Origin of the sequence: Pseudomonas serbica (assembly GCF_028823535.1) — a bacterium.
Taxonomy (GTDB): domain Bacteria; phylum Pseudomonadota; class Gammaproteobacteria; order Pseudomonadales; family Pseudomonadaceae; genus Aquipseudomonas; species Aquipseudomonas serbica.
The window spans coordinates 1-14896 of the sequence record NZ_JAQIYM010000011.1 but is presented as its reverse complement, the minus strand read 5'-3'; the positions used below and the strand labels follow the sequence as shown (position 1 = coordinate 14896).

Below are 14896 nucleotides of genomic sequence, written 5' to 3'. Positions count from 1 at the left end.
ATTCATTGCGTGCTTTGCGGTGCTGTAGCATTCGGTCCTGGTTGCGGATCCGGTGCAGCTTCAGGCGCTGGTTCTTGCTCTGGCACTGCAGGTGCCGTCTCGGGCGCCGGGGAGGGCGAAGCCGCCGGGACCGGGGGCTGGCCCTCAGGAGCATCGCTAGCCTCGGGTTGCGCCGTCTCGGTTTGCTGTGCCTGGGTATCCGGTGTTTCGGGCGTTTCTGGCGTGGTCACCGGTGCCGGACTGGAGCGGTAATCGGCACGGCGCTTGAGCTGGAACTCTCGCACGGCGTTGTTGTGCGCGTCCAGGTCATCGGAGAACACATGGCTGCCATCGCCGCGCGCCACGAAGTAAAGGCTGGTGCCTTCCACAGGATTGAGTGCCGCGTGGATGGCTTCACGGCCGACCATGGCAATCGGGGTCGGCGGCAGGCCGGCAATCATGTAGGTGTTGTAGGGGGTCGCTTCCTTGAGGTGGGCGCGAGTCAGCTTGCCGTTGTAACGGTCACCCAGGCCATAGATCACCGTCGGGTCTGTTTGCAGCAACATGCCGATCGCCATGCGCCGCACAAACACGCCGGCTATCTGCCCACGCTCCTGCGGCACACCAGTTTCCTTCTCCACCAGCGAGGCCATGATCAGGGCTTGATAGGGCCCGGAATAAGGCAGGTCGGCTGCGCGCTGGTTCCACTCCTTGGCCAGCACTTCGTCGAGGCGGTCGTAAGCGGTTTTCAGCAGCTCGGTGTCGGTCATGCCCCGTACGAAGCGGTAAGTGTCGGGAAAGAATCGCCCTTCAGGAAAAATCCCGCCATGACCGATCTTTTCCATGACCTGACTGTCGCTCAAACCGTTCAGGGTTTGCTCAAGTTTTTCTTCCTTGGCCAGGGCCGCACGGACCTGGTGGAAATTCCAGCCTTCGACCAGGGTCAGGCTGTACTGCACCATTTCCCCGCGCTTCCACAGGTCGATCAGGCCTTCGACGGTCATGCCAGGCGTCATGCGGTACTCACCACTGTGCAGCGGCTGTTTAGGCAAATTGAAACGCCAATAGACGCGCAGCCAGAAGGCGTCCTTGATGACGCCATCGGCTTCCATGCGCAGGAAAGTGCGGTTCGGGGTGGTGCCCTTGGGCACCTCAAGCAGTTCTTCCTGTGTGATATTCAGCGGTTGCACCAGTGCCGAATGAATTTTCCAGGCAGAAGCACCTAACGTCAGCCCCGCCAGAACCAGTCCGGTTTCCAGCAGCAGCAAGAGTTTACGTCTCACGTATCAAGCATCCAGTAGCGCGCGGGCAATGGTTTGGAGTTTACGGGTGAGCGGCCCAACCGGCCAGCTCAGTGCTGCATAGGCGCGCACCGGCCAAATGCCATACACGCTGTTGCAGACAAAGACTTCATCGGCCCACTGCAGCTGTTCGAGAGGGATATCGGTGATTTGCGTGGGAATACCCAACGACTCGGCTTGAAACAATAATTCGGCTCGCATCACCCCTGCCACGCCGCAACGCTTGAGATCGGCGGTGACCAGCACGCCATTGCGCACCAGGAACAGGTTGCTGAACACACCCTCGATCACCCGACCGGCCTGATCGAGCATCAAGCCTTCGGCGTGCTCGGTGTCTTGCCATTCGGCGCGGGCAATGACCTGTTCAAGGCGATTGAGGTGCTTGAGCCCCGCCAGCAGCGGCTGCCTGGAAAGTCGCGTGGTGCAAGGGAACAGACGCACGCCCTGCTCGCCATGGACAGCAGGATAGGCAGCGGCAGGATTACCCTGCAGGATGCGCCGGGCGTGGGCCTTGGGATCAGGCGCATAACCGCGCAGGCCATCGCCACGGGTCACGATGAGCTTGAGCACGCCCTCGCCCAAAGCATTCGCGTAGGCCAGCAGCTCGTTGTGGATCTGCTCGGGGTCGACGTAGATTGCCAGGCGCGAGCAACCCTGTGCCAGACGCGACAAATGCCGGTCCAGCAACAGCGGTTGCCCATTGCGCACGGCGATGGTCTCGAACAGACCGTCGCCATAAGCCAGGCCGCGATCCTTCAGCGACAATGCGTCAGCCGGCTGACCGTCGACCCAGCTGTCCATCAGCCTGCAAACCGGCGGAACACCAGCGAGCCGTTGGTACCGCCAAAACCGAAGGAGTTGGACAGGACCACATCGATATCCATGTTGCGCGCTGTGTGCGGCACGAAGTCGAGATCGCAGCCTTCGTCCGGCTCATCGAGGTTGATGGTCGGTGGCGCCACCTGGCTGTTGATTGCCAACACGCTGAAGATGGCTTCGACCGCGCCCGCCGCACCCAGCAAGTGCCCGGTCATCGACTTGGTCGAACTGACGGCCATCTTGTAGGCGTGCTCGCCGAACACCGACTTGATCGCATTGACCTCGGCGAGGTCACCCGCCGGCGTCGAGGTGCCGTGGGCATTGATGTACTGCACTTGATCGCCATTGATTCTGGCGTCACGCAGCGCATTGGTAATGCAGCGAGCAGCACCGGCACCGTCGGCGGGTGGCGAAGTCATGTGGTAAGCGTCGCCACTGGTACCGAAACCGATCAGTTCGGCATAGATGGTCGCGCCACGGGCCTTGGCGTGTTCCAGTTCTTCAAGAACCAGTGCACCGGCGCCATTGGACAATACGAAGCCATCACGGCCCTTGTCCCATGGACGACTGGCGCGGGTCGGCTCGTCGTTGCGGGTCGACAGTGCGCGGGAGGCACCAAAACCGCCCATACCCAGGCCGCAGGCGGCCATTTCGGCGCCGCCGGCGATCATCACGTCGGCTTCGTCGTACATGATGTTGCGTGCAGCCATGCCGATGCAGTGCGTACCGGTAGTACACGCCGTGGCGATGGCGTAGTTAGGCCCCTGTGCCCCGAGGTGGATGGACAGGAAGCCGGAAATCATGTTGATGATGGAACCAGGCACGAAGAACGGAGAAATCCGTCGCGGGCCGGTCTCATGCAAGGTGCGACTGGTTTCTTCGATGTTGGTCAGTCCACCGATACCCGAACCCATGGCCACGCCAATGCGCTCGCGGTTGGCGTCGGTCACTTCCAGGCCGGCATTGCGCACTGCCTGAAAACCTGCGGCCAGACCGTACTGAATGAACAGGTCGAGCTTGCGCGCTTCCTTGAGCGACAGGTATTCCTCGACATTGAAGCCCTTTACCGAGCCGCCAAAACGGGTGGAATAGGCAGAAAGGTCGGTGTGTTCGATCAGACCAATGCCACTGCGGCCAGCCAGAATGCCCTGCCAGCTGCTCGGCACATCCGTGCCCAGTGGCGACAACATACCCATACCGGTGACTACGACGCGTCTACGCGACACAGCACTCTCCTTTTTTCAAATGACGACTTTGCATCAGGCCTAAAGAAAAAACCGCACGCCATGATGGCAGTGCGGTTTTTCCATGACAGCGAGCAACGATTACAAACTATTACGCCTGGTGGCTGGTAACGTAGTCGATTGCAGCTTGTACAGTAGTGATCTTCTCAGCTTCTTCGTCAGGGATTTCGGTCTCGAATTCCTCTTCCAGAGCCATCACCAGCTCAACGGTGTCAAGGGAGTCAGCACCCAGGTCTTCAACGAAGGAAGCAGTGTTGACAACTTCTTCTTCTTTAACGCCCAGTTGCTCGGCAACGATTTTCTTGACGCGCTCTTCGATGGTGCTCATACCTTGTTTTCACTCCTAATGGACAAATTCAGGCAGCTGGCCAGTGGGTAAGTGTATAGAAAGACTTTTCAGCTTTTCAACTGAAAGCTTCACTCCTCAAACCCGGTGACCCGCTGCCTATAAATAGATTGCAGCTTTATAACGGATTTTAGACAGCTCGTATGACATTTTTTTGAAACGATCCGTCACATTTAACTCATGTACATCCCGCCGTTCACCGGGATTGTAGCCCCAGTAACGTAAGCCGCACCGTCCGACGCAAGAAAAGCGACCACAGACGCGATCTCTTGAGCTTGCCCCAGACGACCCAGCGGAATCTGCGTCTGCAAGGCTTCACGCTGTGCCTCGGGCAGTTCGCGGGTCATATCGGTATCGATGAACCCAGGGGTCACCGAGTTTACCGTAATCGAACGCGAACCGACTTCACGCGCCAGAGAGCGGCTGAAACCTTCCAGGCCGGCCTTGGCGGCAGCGTAGTTTACTTGGCCTGCGTTGCCCATGGCACCCACTACCGAGCCAATACTGATAATTCGTCCCCAACGAGCCTTGGTCATACCGCGCAAAACGCCCTTGGACAGGCGGAACAGACTGTTCAGGTTGGTATCGACCACGTCATGCCACTCGTCGTCTTTCATGCGCATCATCAGGTTATCGCGGGTGATGCCGGCATTGTTGACCAGGATCGCCGGTGCACCGAATTGCGCCTGGATGCTTGCCAGGACAGCCGCCACGGACTCGTCGCTGGTGACGTTGAGCTCAAGGCCAGTGCCCTGAATGCCGTTTTCCTTCAGGGTGGCGGCAATGCGCTCGGCACCCGAGGCGGAGGTCGCGGTGCCGACAACGATGGCGCCCTGACGACCCAGTTCCAGGGCGATGGCCTGGCCGATACCGCGGCTCGCGCCGGTGACCAGTGCAACTTTACCTTGCAGACTCATGCAAGCTTCTCCTGATTCAGGCCAGCGCTGCACGGGCGGCAGCGAAAGCGTCTGGGGTGTTGAGATTGGAAGTCGATACGCCTTCGGCGCAGCGCTTGTTCAGACCGGCCAGTACTTTACCCGGGCCGCATTCGACCAGATTGGTCGCGCCTTTGGCGGCCAGGGTCTGCACGGATTCTACCCAGCGTACTGGCTTGTACAGTTGCTCGAGCAGATCACGCTTGAGCGTTTCCAGATCCGCCGGCACCTGGGCGCTGACGTTCTGTACAACCGGGATCTGCGGGGCCTGCCAATCGATCGCAGCGATCGATTCGGCGAAGCGCTCGGCCGCTGGGCGCATCAGTTCGCAGTGCGACGGCACGCTCACCGGCAACGGCATGGCGCGCTTGGCGCCACGGGCCTTGCAGCCTTCGATGGCACGCTCGACCGCAGCCTTGGCACCGGCGATGACCACTTGGCCCGGAGAGTTGAAGTTGACCGCACTGACGACTTCGCCCTGCGCGGCTTCGGCACAGGCTGCCAGTACGTCGGCGTCTTCCAGGCCGAGAATGGCAGCCATGCCGCCCTGCCCGGCTGGCACCGCTTCCTGCATCAGTTGGCCACGGCGCTCGACGAGCTTCACCGCATCCGCCAGGCTCAAGCTGCCAGCCGCTACCAGAGCGCTGTATTCGCCCAGGCTATGACCGGCCACATAAGCCGGACGCGCGCCGCCTTCAGCCAGCCACAGACGCCACAGCGCGATCGAAGCGGTCAGAATTGCCGGCTGGGTTTTATCGGTCTGGTTGAGTTGCTCTTCCGGCCCTTGCTGGGTCAGTGCCCACAGGTCGTAACCGAGGGCATCGGAAGCTTCTTTGAATGTGTCGAGGACGACCGGGTGTTGCGCGCCCAACTCGGCCAGCATGCCGAGGGACTGCGAACCCTGTCCCGGAAAGACGAATGCGAGGGAAGCAGACATGTAACAAGCCCCTAATGATCTGGTCGTCGGAGAATTGGCGTCCCGCTCGGGGGACGCAAGAAACTGACAGTTGGATGGCCAATTGGCCCAAGCGGTCACATTTAAGCATTGTCCGACGAAAACGCCTAAAGCAACAAATCCTCCAGACGACCGTGGATGCGTTCCGGCAGGTTTTCCTGGATCTCGATCAGAGCACGGGAAATGGCACTTTGAAAGCCCTGGACCCCTGCAGAACCGTGACTCTTTACGACAATGCCCTGCAAACCGAGGAAGCTCGCACCGTTATGTCGCGCAGGCGCCAGGTCGGCCTGCAGACGCTTCATCAGTGGCAAGGCCAAGGCACCGACCATACGTGCCGGCAGGCTCTGCCTGAATAACGCCTCGATGCGCCCGGCAATCATGGTGGCCAGCCCCTCGCTGGACTTGAGCAGGATGTTGCCGACGAAACCATCGCAGACCACGACGTCCGCTTCGCCACGGTACAACCCGTCCCCTTCGACAAAACCGATGTAGTTGATGCCACGGGCACTCTGCAACAGGGTTGCAGCCAGCTTGACCTGCTGATTGCCCTTGATGTCCTCGGTGCCGATGTTCAGCAAGGCCACACGCGGACGCACGATGCCCAGGGTCTCCGCCGCGACGGAACCCATCACTGCAAACTGCAGCAAATGTTCGGCACTGCAATCGACGTTGGCGCCCAGGTCGAGTAACTGGCAATAACCTTTCTGCGTCGGGATCGCCGCTACCATGGCGGGCCGATCGATACCCGGCAGGGTCTTGAGCACAAATCGCGACAACGCCATCAGCGCTCCGGTATTACCGGCACTGACGCAGGCCTGGACCTTGCCGTCGCGCAGCAACTCGAGGGCCACGCGCATCGAGGAATCGGGTTTGCCGCGCAGGGCCTGGGCGGGCTTCTCGTCCATGGCAATAACTTCGGACGCCGGAGTAATCGACAGGCGCGCGCGATCCACAGCCGATTGGCCAGCGATCAATTCTTCAAGGAGGGAGGGTTGACCGACGAGGGTCAGGTGCAGCGAGGGTGTGGCAGACAGGCAAGCAAGGCTGGCCTGGACAATGCTGCGGGGACCGAAGTCCCCGCCCATTGCGTCAATCGCGATGACTTGAGCGGACAAGTGATTACTCGTCAGCGCCCTTGTCGATCACTTTACGGCCACGGTATACGCCTTCTGGCGATACGTGGTGACGCAGGTGAACTTCACCAGTGGTTTTTTCTACAGACAGGGTGCTAGCCTCGAGAGCGTCGTGCGAACGGCGCATGTCACGGGCAGAGCGGGATTTTTTGTTCTGCTGAACAGCCATAATTGATTAACTCCTAAACGTTTGGGTCACGCTTTAACTGCGCCAATACACTGAACGGGTTGGACCGCGTTACCTCGTCCTCGCTCGGTTCGGGCTCATCTGCTCCCGCCGGCTGCTGGCATTCTTCCGGATGATGAGCAGGCACAATGGGCAAGGCGAGCAGAAGCTCCTCCTCGATCAGTGACTGCAGATCCAATGGATCTTCGCCCAGTTCCAGCACGTCATAACCTTTCGGCAACGACTGGGTATTCGCACCCTCCTTCACCACAGCGTAACTGCATTCGCTATGGATCGGCAGGGTGACCAGCTCAAGACAACGCTGGCAAACCATTTTGACTTCAGTGTCGATAAAGCTGTGGATGACCACAGATTTACGTTCATCTCGTTCAAAAACGAATTTAGCCTGCACCGTACCGACATTGTCGGAAAGCGGGTCGCAGAGTCTCTTCAAATCGGCCAGCAGCATTTCACCTTGGAGGGTGGTGCCACGATCAGCCAATTTGCGCGGGTCAACGTGAGGTGGAATCGGGTCATTCAACATAGGCGCAGCATTATAGGGATGCACCCGCCCATGTCAAAGGAAATTCAGCCCTGTCCGTCACTTGGAAGCCCCGCTAGAATTCGAGCCAGTCATTTGGAGTTGCGCATGCTGCCTTTATTACTTGCTTCCAGCTCGGTCTATCGCCGGGATTTGCTGGCCCGCCTGCAGCTGCCATTCAGCTGCAGCTCGCCGGATATCGACGAAAGTCATCGCCCCGAAGAATCCGCCGTTGAGCTGGTCAAACGCCTCGCCGAACAGAAAGCGCGCGCACTGGCCGACAGCCATACCGCTCATCTGATTATCGGCTCCGACCAGGTCGCGGTGCTAGGCGAGCGGATCATCGGCAAGCCCCATACCTTCGAAAAGGCCCGCGAGCAACTGCAAGCTTCCAGCGGCGCCAGCGTGACATTCCTGACCGGCCTGGCCCTGCTGAACAGCCAGACCGGCCATTGCCAGGTCGACTGCGTGCCGTTCACGGTGCACATGCGCACACTCGACGACGAACGCATCGAACGCTACCTGCGCGCCGAGCAACCCTACGATTGCGCTGGCAGCTTCAAGGCCGAGGGTTTGGGCGTTAGCCTGTTTCAAGGCACCGAAGGCCCTGACGCCACCAGCCTGGTCGGCCTGCCGTTGATTCGCCTGGTGGACATGCTGCTGGTCGAGGGCGTGCAGGTCCCTTGAAAGCAAGAGATCGCAGCCTGCGGCAACTCCTACACGCTCGACGTCCAATGACGCGAACCCTATAGGAGCTGCCGAAGGCTGCGATCTTTTGATCTTTAAATCGAATTAACGCAACGACGGACCGTTAAACCCCATCCACATCGCCAAATGCTCAGCCACGCTGGCACCGAGCTTTTTCGAGAAGCGGTCGAACGGCGATTCCTGAACGGTGAAATCCACCAGTTCTTTCTCACCGATCACATCGCGCGCCACCGAGCTGGCATTACCCAGACCATCGATCAACCCCAGCGGCAGCGCCTGCTCACCCGACCAGACCAGCCCGGAGAACAGCTCCGGATGCTCCTTGTCTTTCAGGCGATCGCCACGACCCTGCTTGACGCTGTTGATGAACTGCTTGTGAGTGGTATCGAGCACGCCCTGCCAGAACGCCGTTTCTTCGGGCTTCTGCGGCTGGAAAGGATCGAGGAACGACTTGTGCTCACCCGAGGTGTAGGTACGACGTTCCACACCCAGCTTCTCCATGGTGCCGACAAAACCGTATCCGGCCGCCGTGACCCCGATGGAACCCACCAGGCTCGCCTTGTCGGCATAGATCTGGTCCGCGGCACTGGCAATGTAATACGCACCGGATGCGCCCAGGTCGGAAATCACTGCATAGAGCTTCGTGTCGGGATGCAGGCCACGCAGGCGGCGGATTTCATCATAGACGTAGCCCGACTGCACTGGACTGCCACCAGGGCTGTTGATGCGCAGAATGACACCCTTGACCTTTTCGTCTTCGAAGGCGGCCCGCAGGCTGCCCACGACATTGTCGGCGCTGGCCGGCTCCTTGTCGGCGATCACGCCGGTGATGTCGATCAGCGCGGTGTAGTTGCCACTGCGGGTGGCGACCTTCTCCATGTCCATCAGCGGCGTAAACAGCGCCAATGCGACAAACAGGTACACGAAGGTCAGCAGCTTGAAGAAAATTCCCCAGCGCCGGGAGCGACGCTGCTCCTGCACGCTGGCCAGCAGGGTCTTTTCCAGCAGCTTCCAGCTTTTTTCGTCACCGTTCTCTGCGCTCGCCTTGGCGGGCGCTTTCCATTCGTCGGCCATGCCATCTACCCCAGCAATAACGTATTAAGCCCGCTGACCCAGCCAGGCGTGCAATTGTTCAAAACGATCGATGGTCAGTCGCGGCTCGTAGAGTTTCAGCGCGTCGATCGACTGCGCGCCGTAGCTGACCGCCACCGAATCCATGCCGGCATTGCGGGCCATCTGCAGATCGAAGGATGAATCGCCAACCATCAGCGCCTGACCCGCACAGACCTTACAATGGGCCAGTATCTGCTCCAGCATCAACGGATGGGGCTTGCTGGCCGTCTCGTCGGCGGCACGGGTGATATCGAAGTAATCTTCCCAACCGTGCGACTTCAGCACCCTATCCAGCCCGCGTCGGGCCTTGCCCGTAGCCACGGCCAGGTGATAACCCTCGGCACGAAAGGCCTCGAGCGATTCCACCACGCCCTCGAACAGGGGCGAAGGTTCCGCCTCCGAGGCGATGTAGTGGTCGGCGTAGTGCTGGCGAAAGGCAATCAGCTCGGCATCGCCAATCTCGGGATACAGGGTACGGATCGCCTCCGGCAGCCCCAGGCCGATGATGCCCTTGACGGCAAAGTCATCGCACTGCGCAAACCCGGACCGCTGCGATGCCACATGCATCGCCTCGACAATCCGACCAATGGAATCGGCCAATGTGCCGTCCCAATCGAAAATCAGCAGTTTGTAATCAGATGGGCGCACTCAATCGCTCCACGGTCTTGGCCCACATCTCGTCGACCGGGGCCTGCAACTTCAGCTCGCCGCCATCGGGCAGCGGCACGGTCAGCATGTAGGCATGCAGGAACAGGCGCTTTCCGCCCAGATCGCGGATTTCCTTGCTGAAACCTTCCTCACCATATTTAGTGTCACCAGCAATGCAATGCCCCGCGTGCAGGGTGTGGACACGGATCTGGTGAGTGCGGCCGGTAATCGGCTTGGCTTCGATCAGGGTGGCGAAGTCGCCGAAGCGGCGCAGGACCTTGAACACGGTCACGGACTCCTTGCCCTCCTCCTCGTCGACCTCGACCATGCGCTCGCCGGAGCGCAGGTTGCTCTTGCCCAGCGGCGCGCGGATTTGCTTGATCGAGCTGGCCCAGTTGCCGCGCACCAGCGCCATGTAGCGCTTGTCGACGCCATCACCGCGCAACGCGGTGTGCAAGTGACGCAACATGCTGCGCTTCTTGGCGATCATCAACAGGCCGGAGGTATCACGGTCGAGACGGTGAACCAGCTCGAGCTCCTTGCAATCGGGGCGCAACTGACGAAAGGCTTCGATCACGCCGAACGTCAGGCCGCTACCGCCGTGAACCGCAATGCCGGCGGGCTTGTTGATCACGATCAGGGCCTTGTCTTCGAAGACAATCGAGGCCTCCAGGCGCTGCAGCAGCCCCTGGGCCAGCGGCACCGGTTCGTCGCGCTCTGGCACGCGAACAGGTGGCACGCGCACGATATCGCCCGCCTGCAGCTTGTATTCGGGCTTGATCCGGCCTTTGTTCACTCGCACTTCGCCTTTGCGCAAAATGCGGTAAATCAAGGTCTTGGGCACGCCTTTGAGCCGAGCGAGAAGGAAATTGTCAATACGTTGGCCGGCATATTCCGGCGAGACCTCAAGCAGTTGTACGCCTGGAGTCGGGGGGGTAGTCGTCGTCATGGCGCGGATGATAACAATTTTTTATGGAATTGAAGCACTTAATCATTGCTGCTATAGTCGCGAACGCCGCCAAAAGCGGCCTGGACAGCGGACCAACGGTCAAAAACCGGCCCTGACCAACGCAATTCACCAGGACGCGAGGCCGTCCTACGGGGCTTTCGCTACGTAACGGTGGAGTTTGCAGGTGTAACAAGCGCAGGTGACATGAGGCCTGAATCAAGCCGCAGAACAGAGTTTTGACTCGTCTTGCGAGTGAATATTCATGGCCAGTTCACAAAGTGCAGTCAGCTGCGAATGACCCCGAGCGAATGCTTCGGAAACAACGCCTAAATTAGCCATGATGCGTGACCTCCCCTTTCGGAGCTCACGGTAAATGCCAACCCGCTGCGGATTCTGCGCGCGGCAGCACCCGAATTATCAGGGATACGTGTAGGGTGGAGATGCACAACCGCTGGCCTGTGTAGCAATAGGCTTTATCAAGACGCTTCATCTCGTCCACAGCCGCCGGTTGATTCCTCCTCCTGACTGAGTGCTTAAGTAGCCACAGCAAGCAGGACGCGTACGTCGCGACGAAGGCCCACATTGGCCGGACATCGCTGGACACGGGAATGGCCAACCACTCCCGACGCACCTGACACCGACCATGAGAAGTCGTGTGTGCCGAACGCCGTTTCCGGCAGCCCGGAAACCGACGGTACTACATGAAAAGAATGCTGATTAACGCAACTCAACCCGAAGAGTTGCGTGTTGCACTGGTAGATGGCCAACGCCTCTACGACCTGGACATCGAATCCGGTGCACGCGAGCAGAAGAAGGCCAACATCTATAAAGGCCGGATTACTCGCATCGAACCAAGCCTTGAGGCTGCCTTTGTCGATTTCGGCTCTGAGCGCCACGGCTTCCTGCCACTCAAAGAAATCTCCCGCGAATACTTCAAGAAAACCCCCGAAGGCCGCGTCAACATCAAGGACGTCCTGAGCGAAGGCCAGGAAGTCATCGTTCAGGTCGAAAAAGAAGAACGTGGCAACAAGGGCGCAGCCCTGACCACCTTCATCAGCCTGGCCGGTCGTTACCTGGTCCTGATGCCGAACAACCCGCGTGCCGGCGGTATTTCCCGTCGCATCGAAGGTGAAGAGCGCAACGAACTGCGTGAAGCCCTCAATGGCCTGGTTGCCCCGGCCGACATGGGCCTGATCGTGCGCACTGCCGGCCTGGGCCGCAGCAGCGAAGAAATGCAGTGGGACCTCGATTACCTGCTGCAACTCTGGACCGCCATCAAAGAAGCCTCGCTGGATCGTTCCGCGCCGTTCCTGATCTACCAGGAAAGCAATGTGATCATCCGCGCGATCCGCGATTACCTGCGCCAGGACATCGGCGAAGTGCTGATCGACAGCGTTGAAGCCCAGGACGAAGCCCTGACCTTCATCCGCCAGGTGATGCCGCAGTACGCCAGCAAGATCAAGCTGTACGAAGACAGCGTTCCGCTGTTCAACCGCTTCCAGATCGAAAGCCAGATCGAAACCGCCTTCCAGCGCGTGGTCGAACTGCCTTCCGGTGGTTCCATCGTTATCGACCCGACCGAAGCCCTGGTGTCCATCGACATCAACTCGGCACGCGCCACCAAGGGCAGCGATATCGAAGAAACCGCCCTGCAGACCAACCTTGAAGCTGCCGAAGAAATCGCCCGTCAGTTGCGCCTGCGCGACATCGGCGGCCTGATCGTCATCGACTTCATCGACATGACCCCTGCCAAGAACCAGCGCGCCGTGGAAGAGAAAGTCCGCGAATGCCTGGAAGCCGACCGCGCTCGCGTGCAAGTCGGTCGCATCTCGCGCTTCGGCCTGCTGGAAATGTCCCGTCAGCGCCTGCGTCCATCCCTGGGCGAAAGCAGCGGCATCGTTTGCCCGCGTTGCAACGGTACCGGCATCATCCGTGACGTTGAATCGCTGTCCCTGGCGATCCTGCGCCTGATCGAAGAAGAAGCCCTGAAAGACCGTACCGCCGAAGTTCGTGCACAAGTGCCGATCCCGGTGGCCGCGTTCCTGCTCAACGAAAAACGCAACTCGATCACCAAGATCGAACTGCGCACCCGTGCCCGCATCGTCATCCTGCCGAACGATCACCTCGAGACGCCACACTTCGAAGTGCAGCGCCTGCGTGATGACAGCCCGGAAGCCGCGATCAACCAGTCCAGCTACGAAATCGCCGCTGCCGCTGCCGAAGTGGAAGAAGTGCAGCCAGCTGCCGCGACCCGCACCCTGGTTCGCCAGGAAGCTGCGGTCAAGACGGCTCCGGCCCGCGCCAACGCTCCGGTTCCAACCGAAGTCGTCGCCGCTCCGGTCGCCGCACCGGTGGCCGCACCAGAGCCAAGCCTGTTCAAAGGCCTGGTGAAGTCGCTGGTCAGCCTGTTCGCTACCAAGGAAGAGCCTGTGGCTCCTGCCGTGGTCGAAAAACCGGCTGCCACCGAACGCCCGGCCCGTAGCAACGAAGAGCGTCGCAACGGCCGCCAGCAGAGCCGCAACCGTAACGGTCGCCGCGATGAAGAGCGCAAGCCGCGTGAAGAACGCGCCCCCCGTGAGGAGCGCGCCCCCCGCGAGCCCCGCGAAGAGCGCCAGCCACGGGAAGTACGCGAGCCTCGCGAGACCCGCGAAGAAACCCCGGTAGTCGCCCGCGAAGAACGCGTACCACGCCCGCCACGTGAAGAACGTGCACCCCGCGCCCCACGTGAAGATCGCAAGCCACGTGGCGAGCGTGAAGAGCGTGTGCGTGAACTGCGCGAGCCTCTGGATGCTGTCGCTCCTGCCGCTGCCGCTACCGCTGCCGCTACTGCAACCGCAACCGCAACCGCAGCCACTGAAGAGCGCCCGGCCCGTCCGCCACGGGAAGAACGTGCTCCACGTCCACCACGTGAAGAACGTCAACCACGTGCCGAACAAGCGGCTGCCGTTGCTGAAGAAGAGCTGACCGGCAACGAAGAGCAACTGCAGGAAGACGGTCAGGAAGGCGCCGAAGGCGATCGCCCACGCCGCCGCTCCCGTGGCCAGCGTCGTCGCAGCAACCGTCGCGAGCGTCAGCGTGACGCCAACGGTAACGTGATCGAAGGTTCGGATGAGTCCGACGCCGGCGAGAGCAATGAAGCGCCAAGCACGTCCGACCTGGCCGCTGGCCTGGCTGTTACTGCAGCCGTTGCCAGCACCGTGATCAGCGCTCCAGCTGAAGCACAGGCCAACGAGCAAGCCGAACGCGCTACTGCCGCCACCCTGGAATCGGCTCCGGTCGAAGCACCGGTTGTGGAAGCGACGACTGCGGTCGAAGCCACCGCATCGCCGGAAATCGAAGTGGCACCCGCGCCAGAAGCACAGCCAGTGGTTGAAGCGGCCGCCGAGCCCGCCGTGGTTGCAGAACCGGTTAGCGAAAGCGTGACTGAAACCGTGACCGAAGCCGTTCGTGAAGTTCGCGAAGAGCAAACCGCATTCAACTGGGTTGCCGAGCCAGCCGTCGTCGAAACGCCTGCTCCAGCGCCAGTCGCTGAAGCCGACGTAGCGCCAGCGTTGGTCTCCGAGCCGGTTGCCGCGGCTGCCGAGCCTGCTCCAGTGATTGAAGCGCCGGTTGTTGCCGAAGTGGCCGCTCCAGTGGTCGAAACAGCCCCGGTCAGCGCCCTGACGCCAAGTGGCCGTGCGCCGAACGACCCACGTGAAGTGCGTCGCCGCAAGCGTGAAGAAGAGCGTCTGCAGCGGGAAGCCGAATTGGCGGCCGCTGCTGCTCCGGTTGTCGCTGACGAACCAGCACCGGTTGCTGCCGAAGTGGTCGAGGCAGCTCCTGCCCCGGCTGCCGAAGTCGCTGCCGAGCCGGTTGAGTCAGTGACTGCCGAAGCCCCTCGCTCCGTTCAGGAAGCGGTTGAGCAACACGAGCAAGCCAAGGAAAAAGAGCACGAGCCTAAACCTCTCGTCTGATTCCCTCGGCTATTGAAAAGCCCCGCCTGGTCATCCAGGCGGGGCTTTTTTATGCCTGCTGTCTCGTCCTGAACAAGGTTTAAACCGCCTGCCAGCCTTGCAG

The 14896-nt window shown here is 60.5% G+C and carries 14 protein-coding genes; 2 read left to right on the top strand and 12 right to left on the bottom strand.

All coding sequences use genetic code 11. The features are described 5' to 3' along the window. Positions 1-2 precede the first annotated feature (2 nt). The 9 genes from mltG to NQL71_RS18830 form a co-directional block, all read right to left on the bottom strand. Positions 3-1262 carry an endolytic transglycosylase MltG gene (gene mltG, locus NQL71_RS18870; protein WP_274643101.1) on the bottom strand — a complete coding sequence of 420 codons (1260 nt, stop codon included), beginning with the start codon at positions 1260-1262 and terminating at the stop codon, positions 3-5. Between the two features lie 3 nt (positions 1263-1265). Next, positions 1266-2081, bottom strand: coding sequence for an aminodeoxychorismate lyase (gene pabC, locus NQL71_RS18865; RefSeq protein ID WP_274643100.1), 816 nt, complete (start codon positions 2079-2081; stop codon positions 1266-1268). Beyond that, complete coding sequence (fabF, locus tag NQL71_RS18860) at positions 2081-3325, bottom strand: beta-ketoacyl-ACP synthase II (protein ID WP_077185643.1); 1245 nt, start codon at positions 3323-3325, stop codon at positions 2081-2083. Before fabF ends, pabC begins: the two co-directional genes overlap by 1 nt. Before the next feature lie 109 nt (positions 3326-3434). Beyond that, a complete protein-coding gene (acpP, locus tag NQL71_RS18855; protein WP_003175607.1) occupies positions 3435-3671 on the bottom strand; it encodes an acyl carrier protein in 237 nt (78 codons plus the stop codon). Between the two features lie 191 nt (positions 3672-3862). Further along, the gene (gene fabG, locus NQL71_RS18850; protein ID WP_046815941.1) at positions 3863-4606 is read right to left on the bottom strand and encodes a 3-oxoacyl-ACP reductase FabG; all 744 of its coding nucleotides are present in this window, start codon (positions 4604-4606) and stop codon (positions 3863-3865) included. 16 nt (positions 4607-4622) lie between these two features. Beyond that, a complete protein-coding gene (gene fabD, locus NQL71_RS18845) occupies positions 4623-5561 on the bottom strand; it encodes an ACP S-malonyltransferase (protein ID WP_033043587.1) in 939 nt (312 codons plus the stop codon). Positions 5562-5686: 125 nt separating this feature from the next. Beyond that, positions 5687-6697 carry a phosphate acyltransferase PlsX gene (plsX, locus tag NQL71_RS18840; RefSeq protein WP_077185642.1) on the bottom strand — a complete coding sequence of 337 codons (1011 nt, stop codon included), beginning with the start codon at positions 6695-6697 and terminating at the stop codon, positions 5687-5689. Positions 6698-6701: 4 nt separating this feature from the next. Further along, entirely contained in the window at positions 6702-6884 is a 183-nt protein-coding gene (gene rpmF / locus NQL71_RS18835) for a 50S ribosomal protein L32 (RefSeq protein WP_003179396.1), read from the bottom strand. A 13-nt stretch (positions 6885-6897) separates the two neighbouring features. Beyond that, complete coding sequence (locus tag NQL71_RS18830) at positions 6898-7425, bottom strand: YceD family protein (RefSeq protein ID WP_008066540.1); 528 nt, start codon at positions 7423-7425, stop codon at positions 6898-6900. Between the two features lie 105 nt (positions 7426-7530). Here NQL71_RS18830 and NQL71_RS18825 point away from each other — a divergent pair, with 105 nt between their 5' ends. Continuing rightward, complete coding sequence (locus NQL71_RS18825) at positions 7531-8109, top strand: Maf family protein (RefSeq protein ID WP_046815939.1); 579 nt, start codon at positions 7531-7533, stop codon at positions 8107-8109. Between the two features lie 105 nt (positions 8110-8214). On the opposite strand, the gene NQL71_RS18820 is transcribed toward NQL71_RS18825, so the two are convergent. Genes NQL71_RS18820 through rluC form a run of 3 tightly spaced genes read right to left on the bottom strand, consistent with a single transcriptional unit; the run spans position 8215 to position 10840 of the window. Continuing rightward, on the bottom strand, positions 8215-9204 hold the full coding sequence (locus tag NQL71_RS18820; RefSeq protein ID WP_046815938.1) for a S49 family peptidase: 990 nt from the start codon (positions 9202-9204) through the stop codon (positions 8215-8217). Between the two features lie 24 nt (positions 9205-9228). After that, positions 9229-9891 carry an HAD-IA family hydrolase gene (locus NQL71_RS18815; RefSeq protein WP_248686247.1) on the bottom strand — a complete coding sequence of 221 codons (663 nt, stop codon included), beginning with the start codon at positions 9889-9891 and terminating at the stop codon, positions 9229-9231. Then, complete coding sequence (gene rluC, locus NQL71_RS18810; protein ID WP_046815936.1) at positions 9878-10840, bottom strand: 23S rRNA pseudouridine(955/2504/2580) synthase RluC; 963 nt, start codon at positions 10838-10840, stop codon at positions 9878-9880. Before rluC ends, NQL71_RS18815 begins: the two co-directional genes overlap by 14 nt. A 701-nt stretch (positions 10841-11541) precedes the next feature. Between rluC and rne the strand changes: the two genes are divergently transcribed. Continuing rightward, positions 11542-14793, top strand: a complete 3252-nt coding sequence (rne, locus tag NQL71_RS18805; protein WP_274643099.1) for a ribonuclease E — start codon at positions 11542-11544, stop codon at positions 14791-14793. Positions 14794-14896 lie beyond the last annotated feature (103 nt).

Excerpts from the sequence above, each read along its gene's own strand:
- NQL71_RS18820 (WP_046815938.1), bottom strand. The coding sequence starts at position 9,204 with ATGGCCGACGAATGGAAAGCGCCCGCCAAGGCGAGCGCAGAGAACGGT.
- fabD (WP_033043587.1), bottom strand. The coding sequence starts at position 5,561 with ATGTCTGCTTCCCTCGCATTCGTCTTTCCGGGACAGGGTTCGCAGTCC.
- rpmF (WP_003179396.1), bottom strand. The coding sequence starts at position 6,884 with ATGGCTGTTCAGCAGAACAAAAAATCCCGCTCTGCCCGTGACATGCGC.
- rluC (WP_046815936.1), bottom strand. The coding sequence starts at position 10,840 with ATGACGACGACTACCCCCCCGACTCCAGGCGTACAACTGCTTGAGGTC.
- fabG (WP_046815941.1), bottom strand. The coding sequence starts at position 4,606 with ATGAGTCTGCAAGGTAAAGTTGCACTGGTCACCGGCGCGAGCCGCGGT.
- pabC (WP_274643100.1), bottom strand. The coding sequence starts at position 2,081 with ATGGACAGCTGGGTCGACGGTCAGCCGGCTGACGCATTGTCGCTGAAG.
- NQL71_RS18825 (WP_046815939.1), top strand. The coding sequence starts at position 7,531 with ATGCTGCCTTTATTACTTGCTTCCAGCTCGGTCTATCGCCGGGATTTG.
- acpP (WP_003175607.1), bottom strand. The coding sequence starts at position 3,671 with ATGAGCACCATCGAAGAGCGCGTCAAGAAAATCGTTGCCGAGCAACTG.
- NQL71_RS18830 (WP_008066540.1), bottom strand. The coding sequence starts at position 7,425 with ATGTTGAATGACCCGATTCCACCTCACGTTGACCCGCGCAAATTGGCT.
- rne (WP_274643099.1), top strand. The coding sequence starts at position 11,542 with ATGAAAAGAATGCTGATTAACGCAACTCAACCCGAAGAGTTGCGTGTT.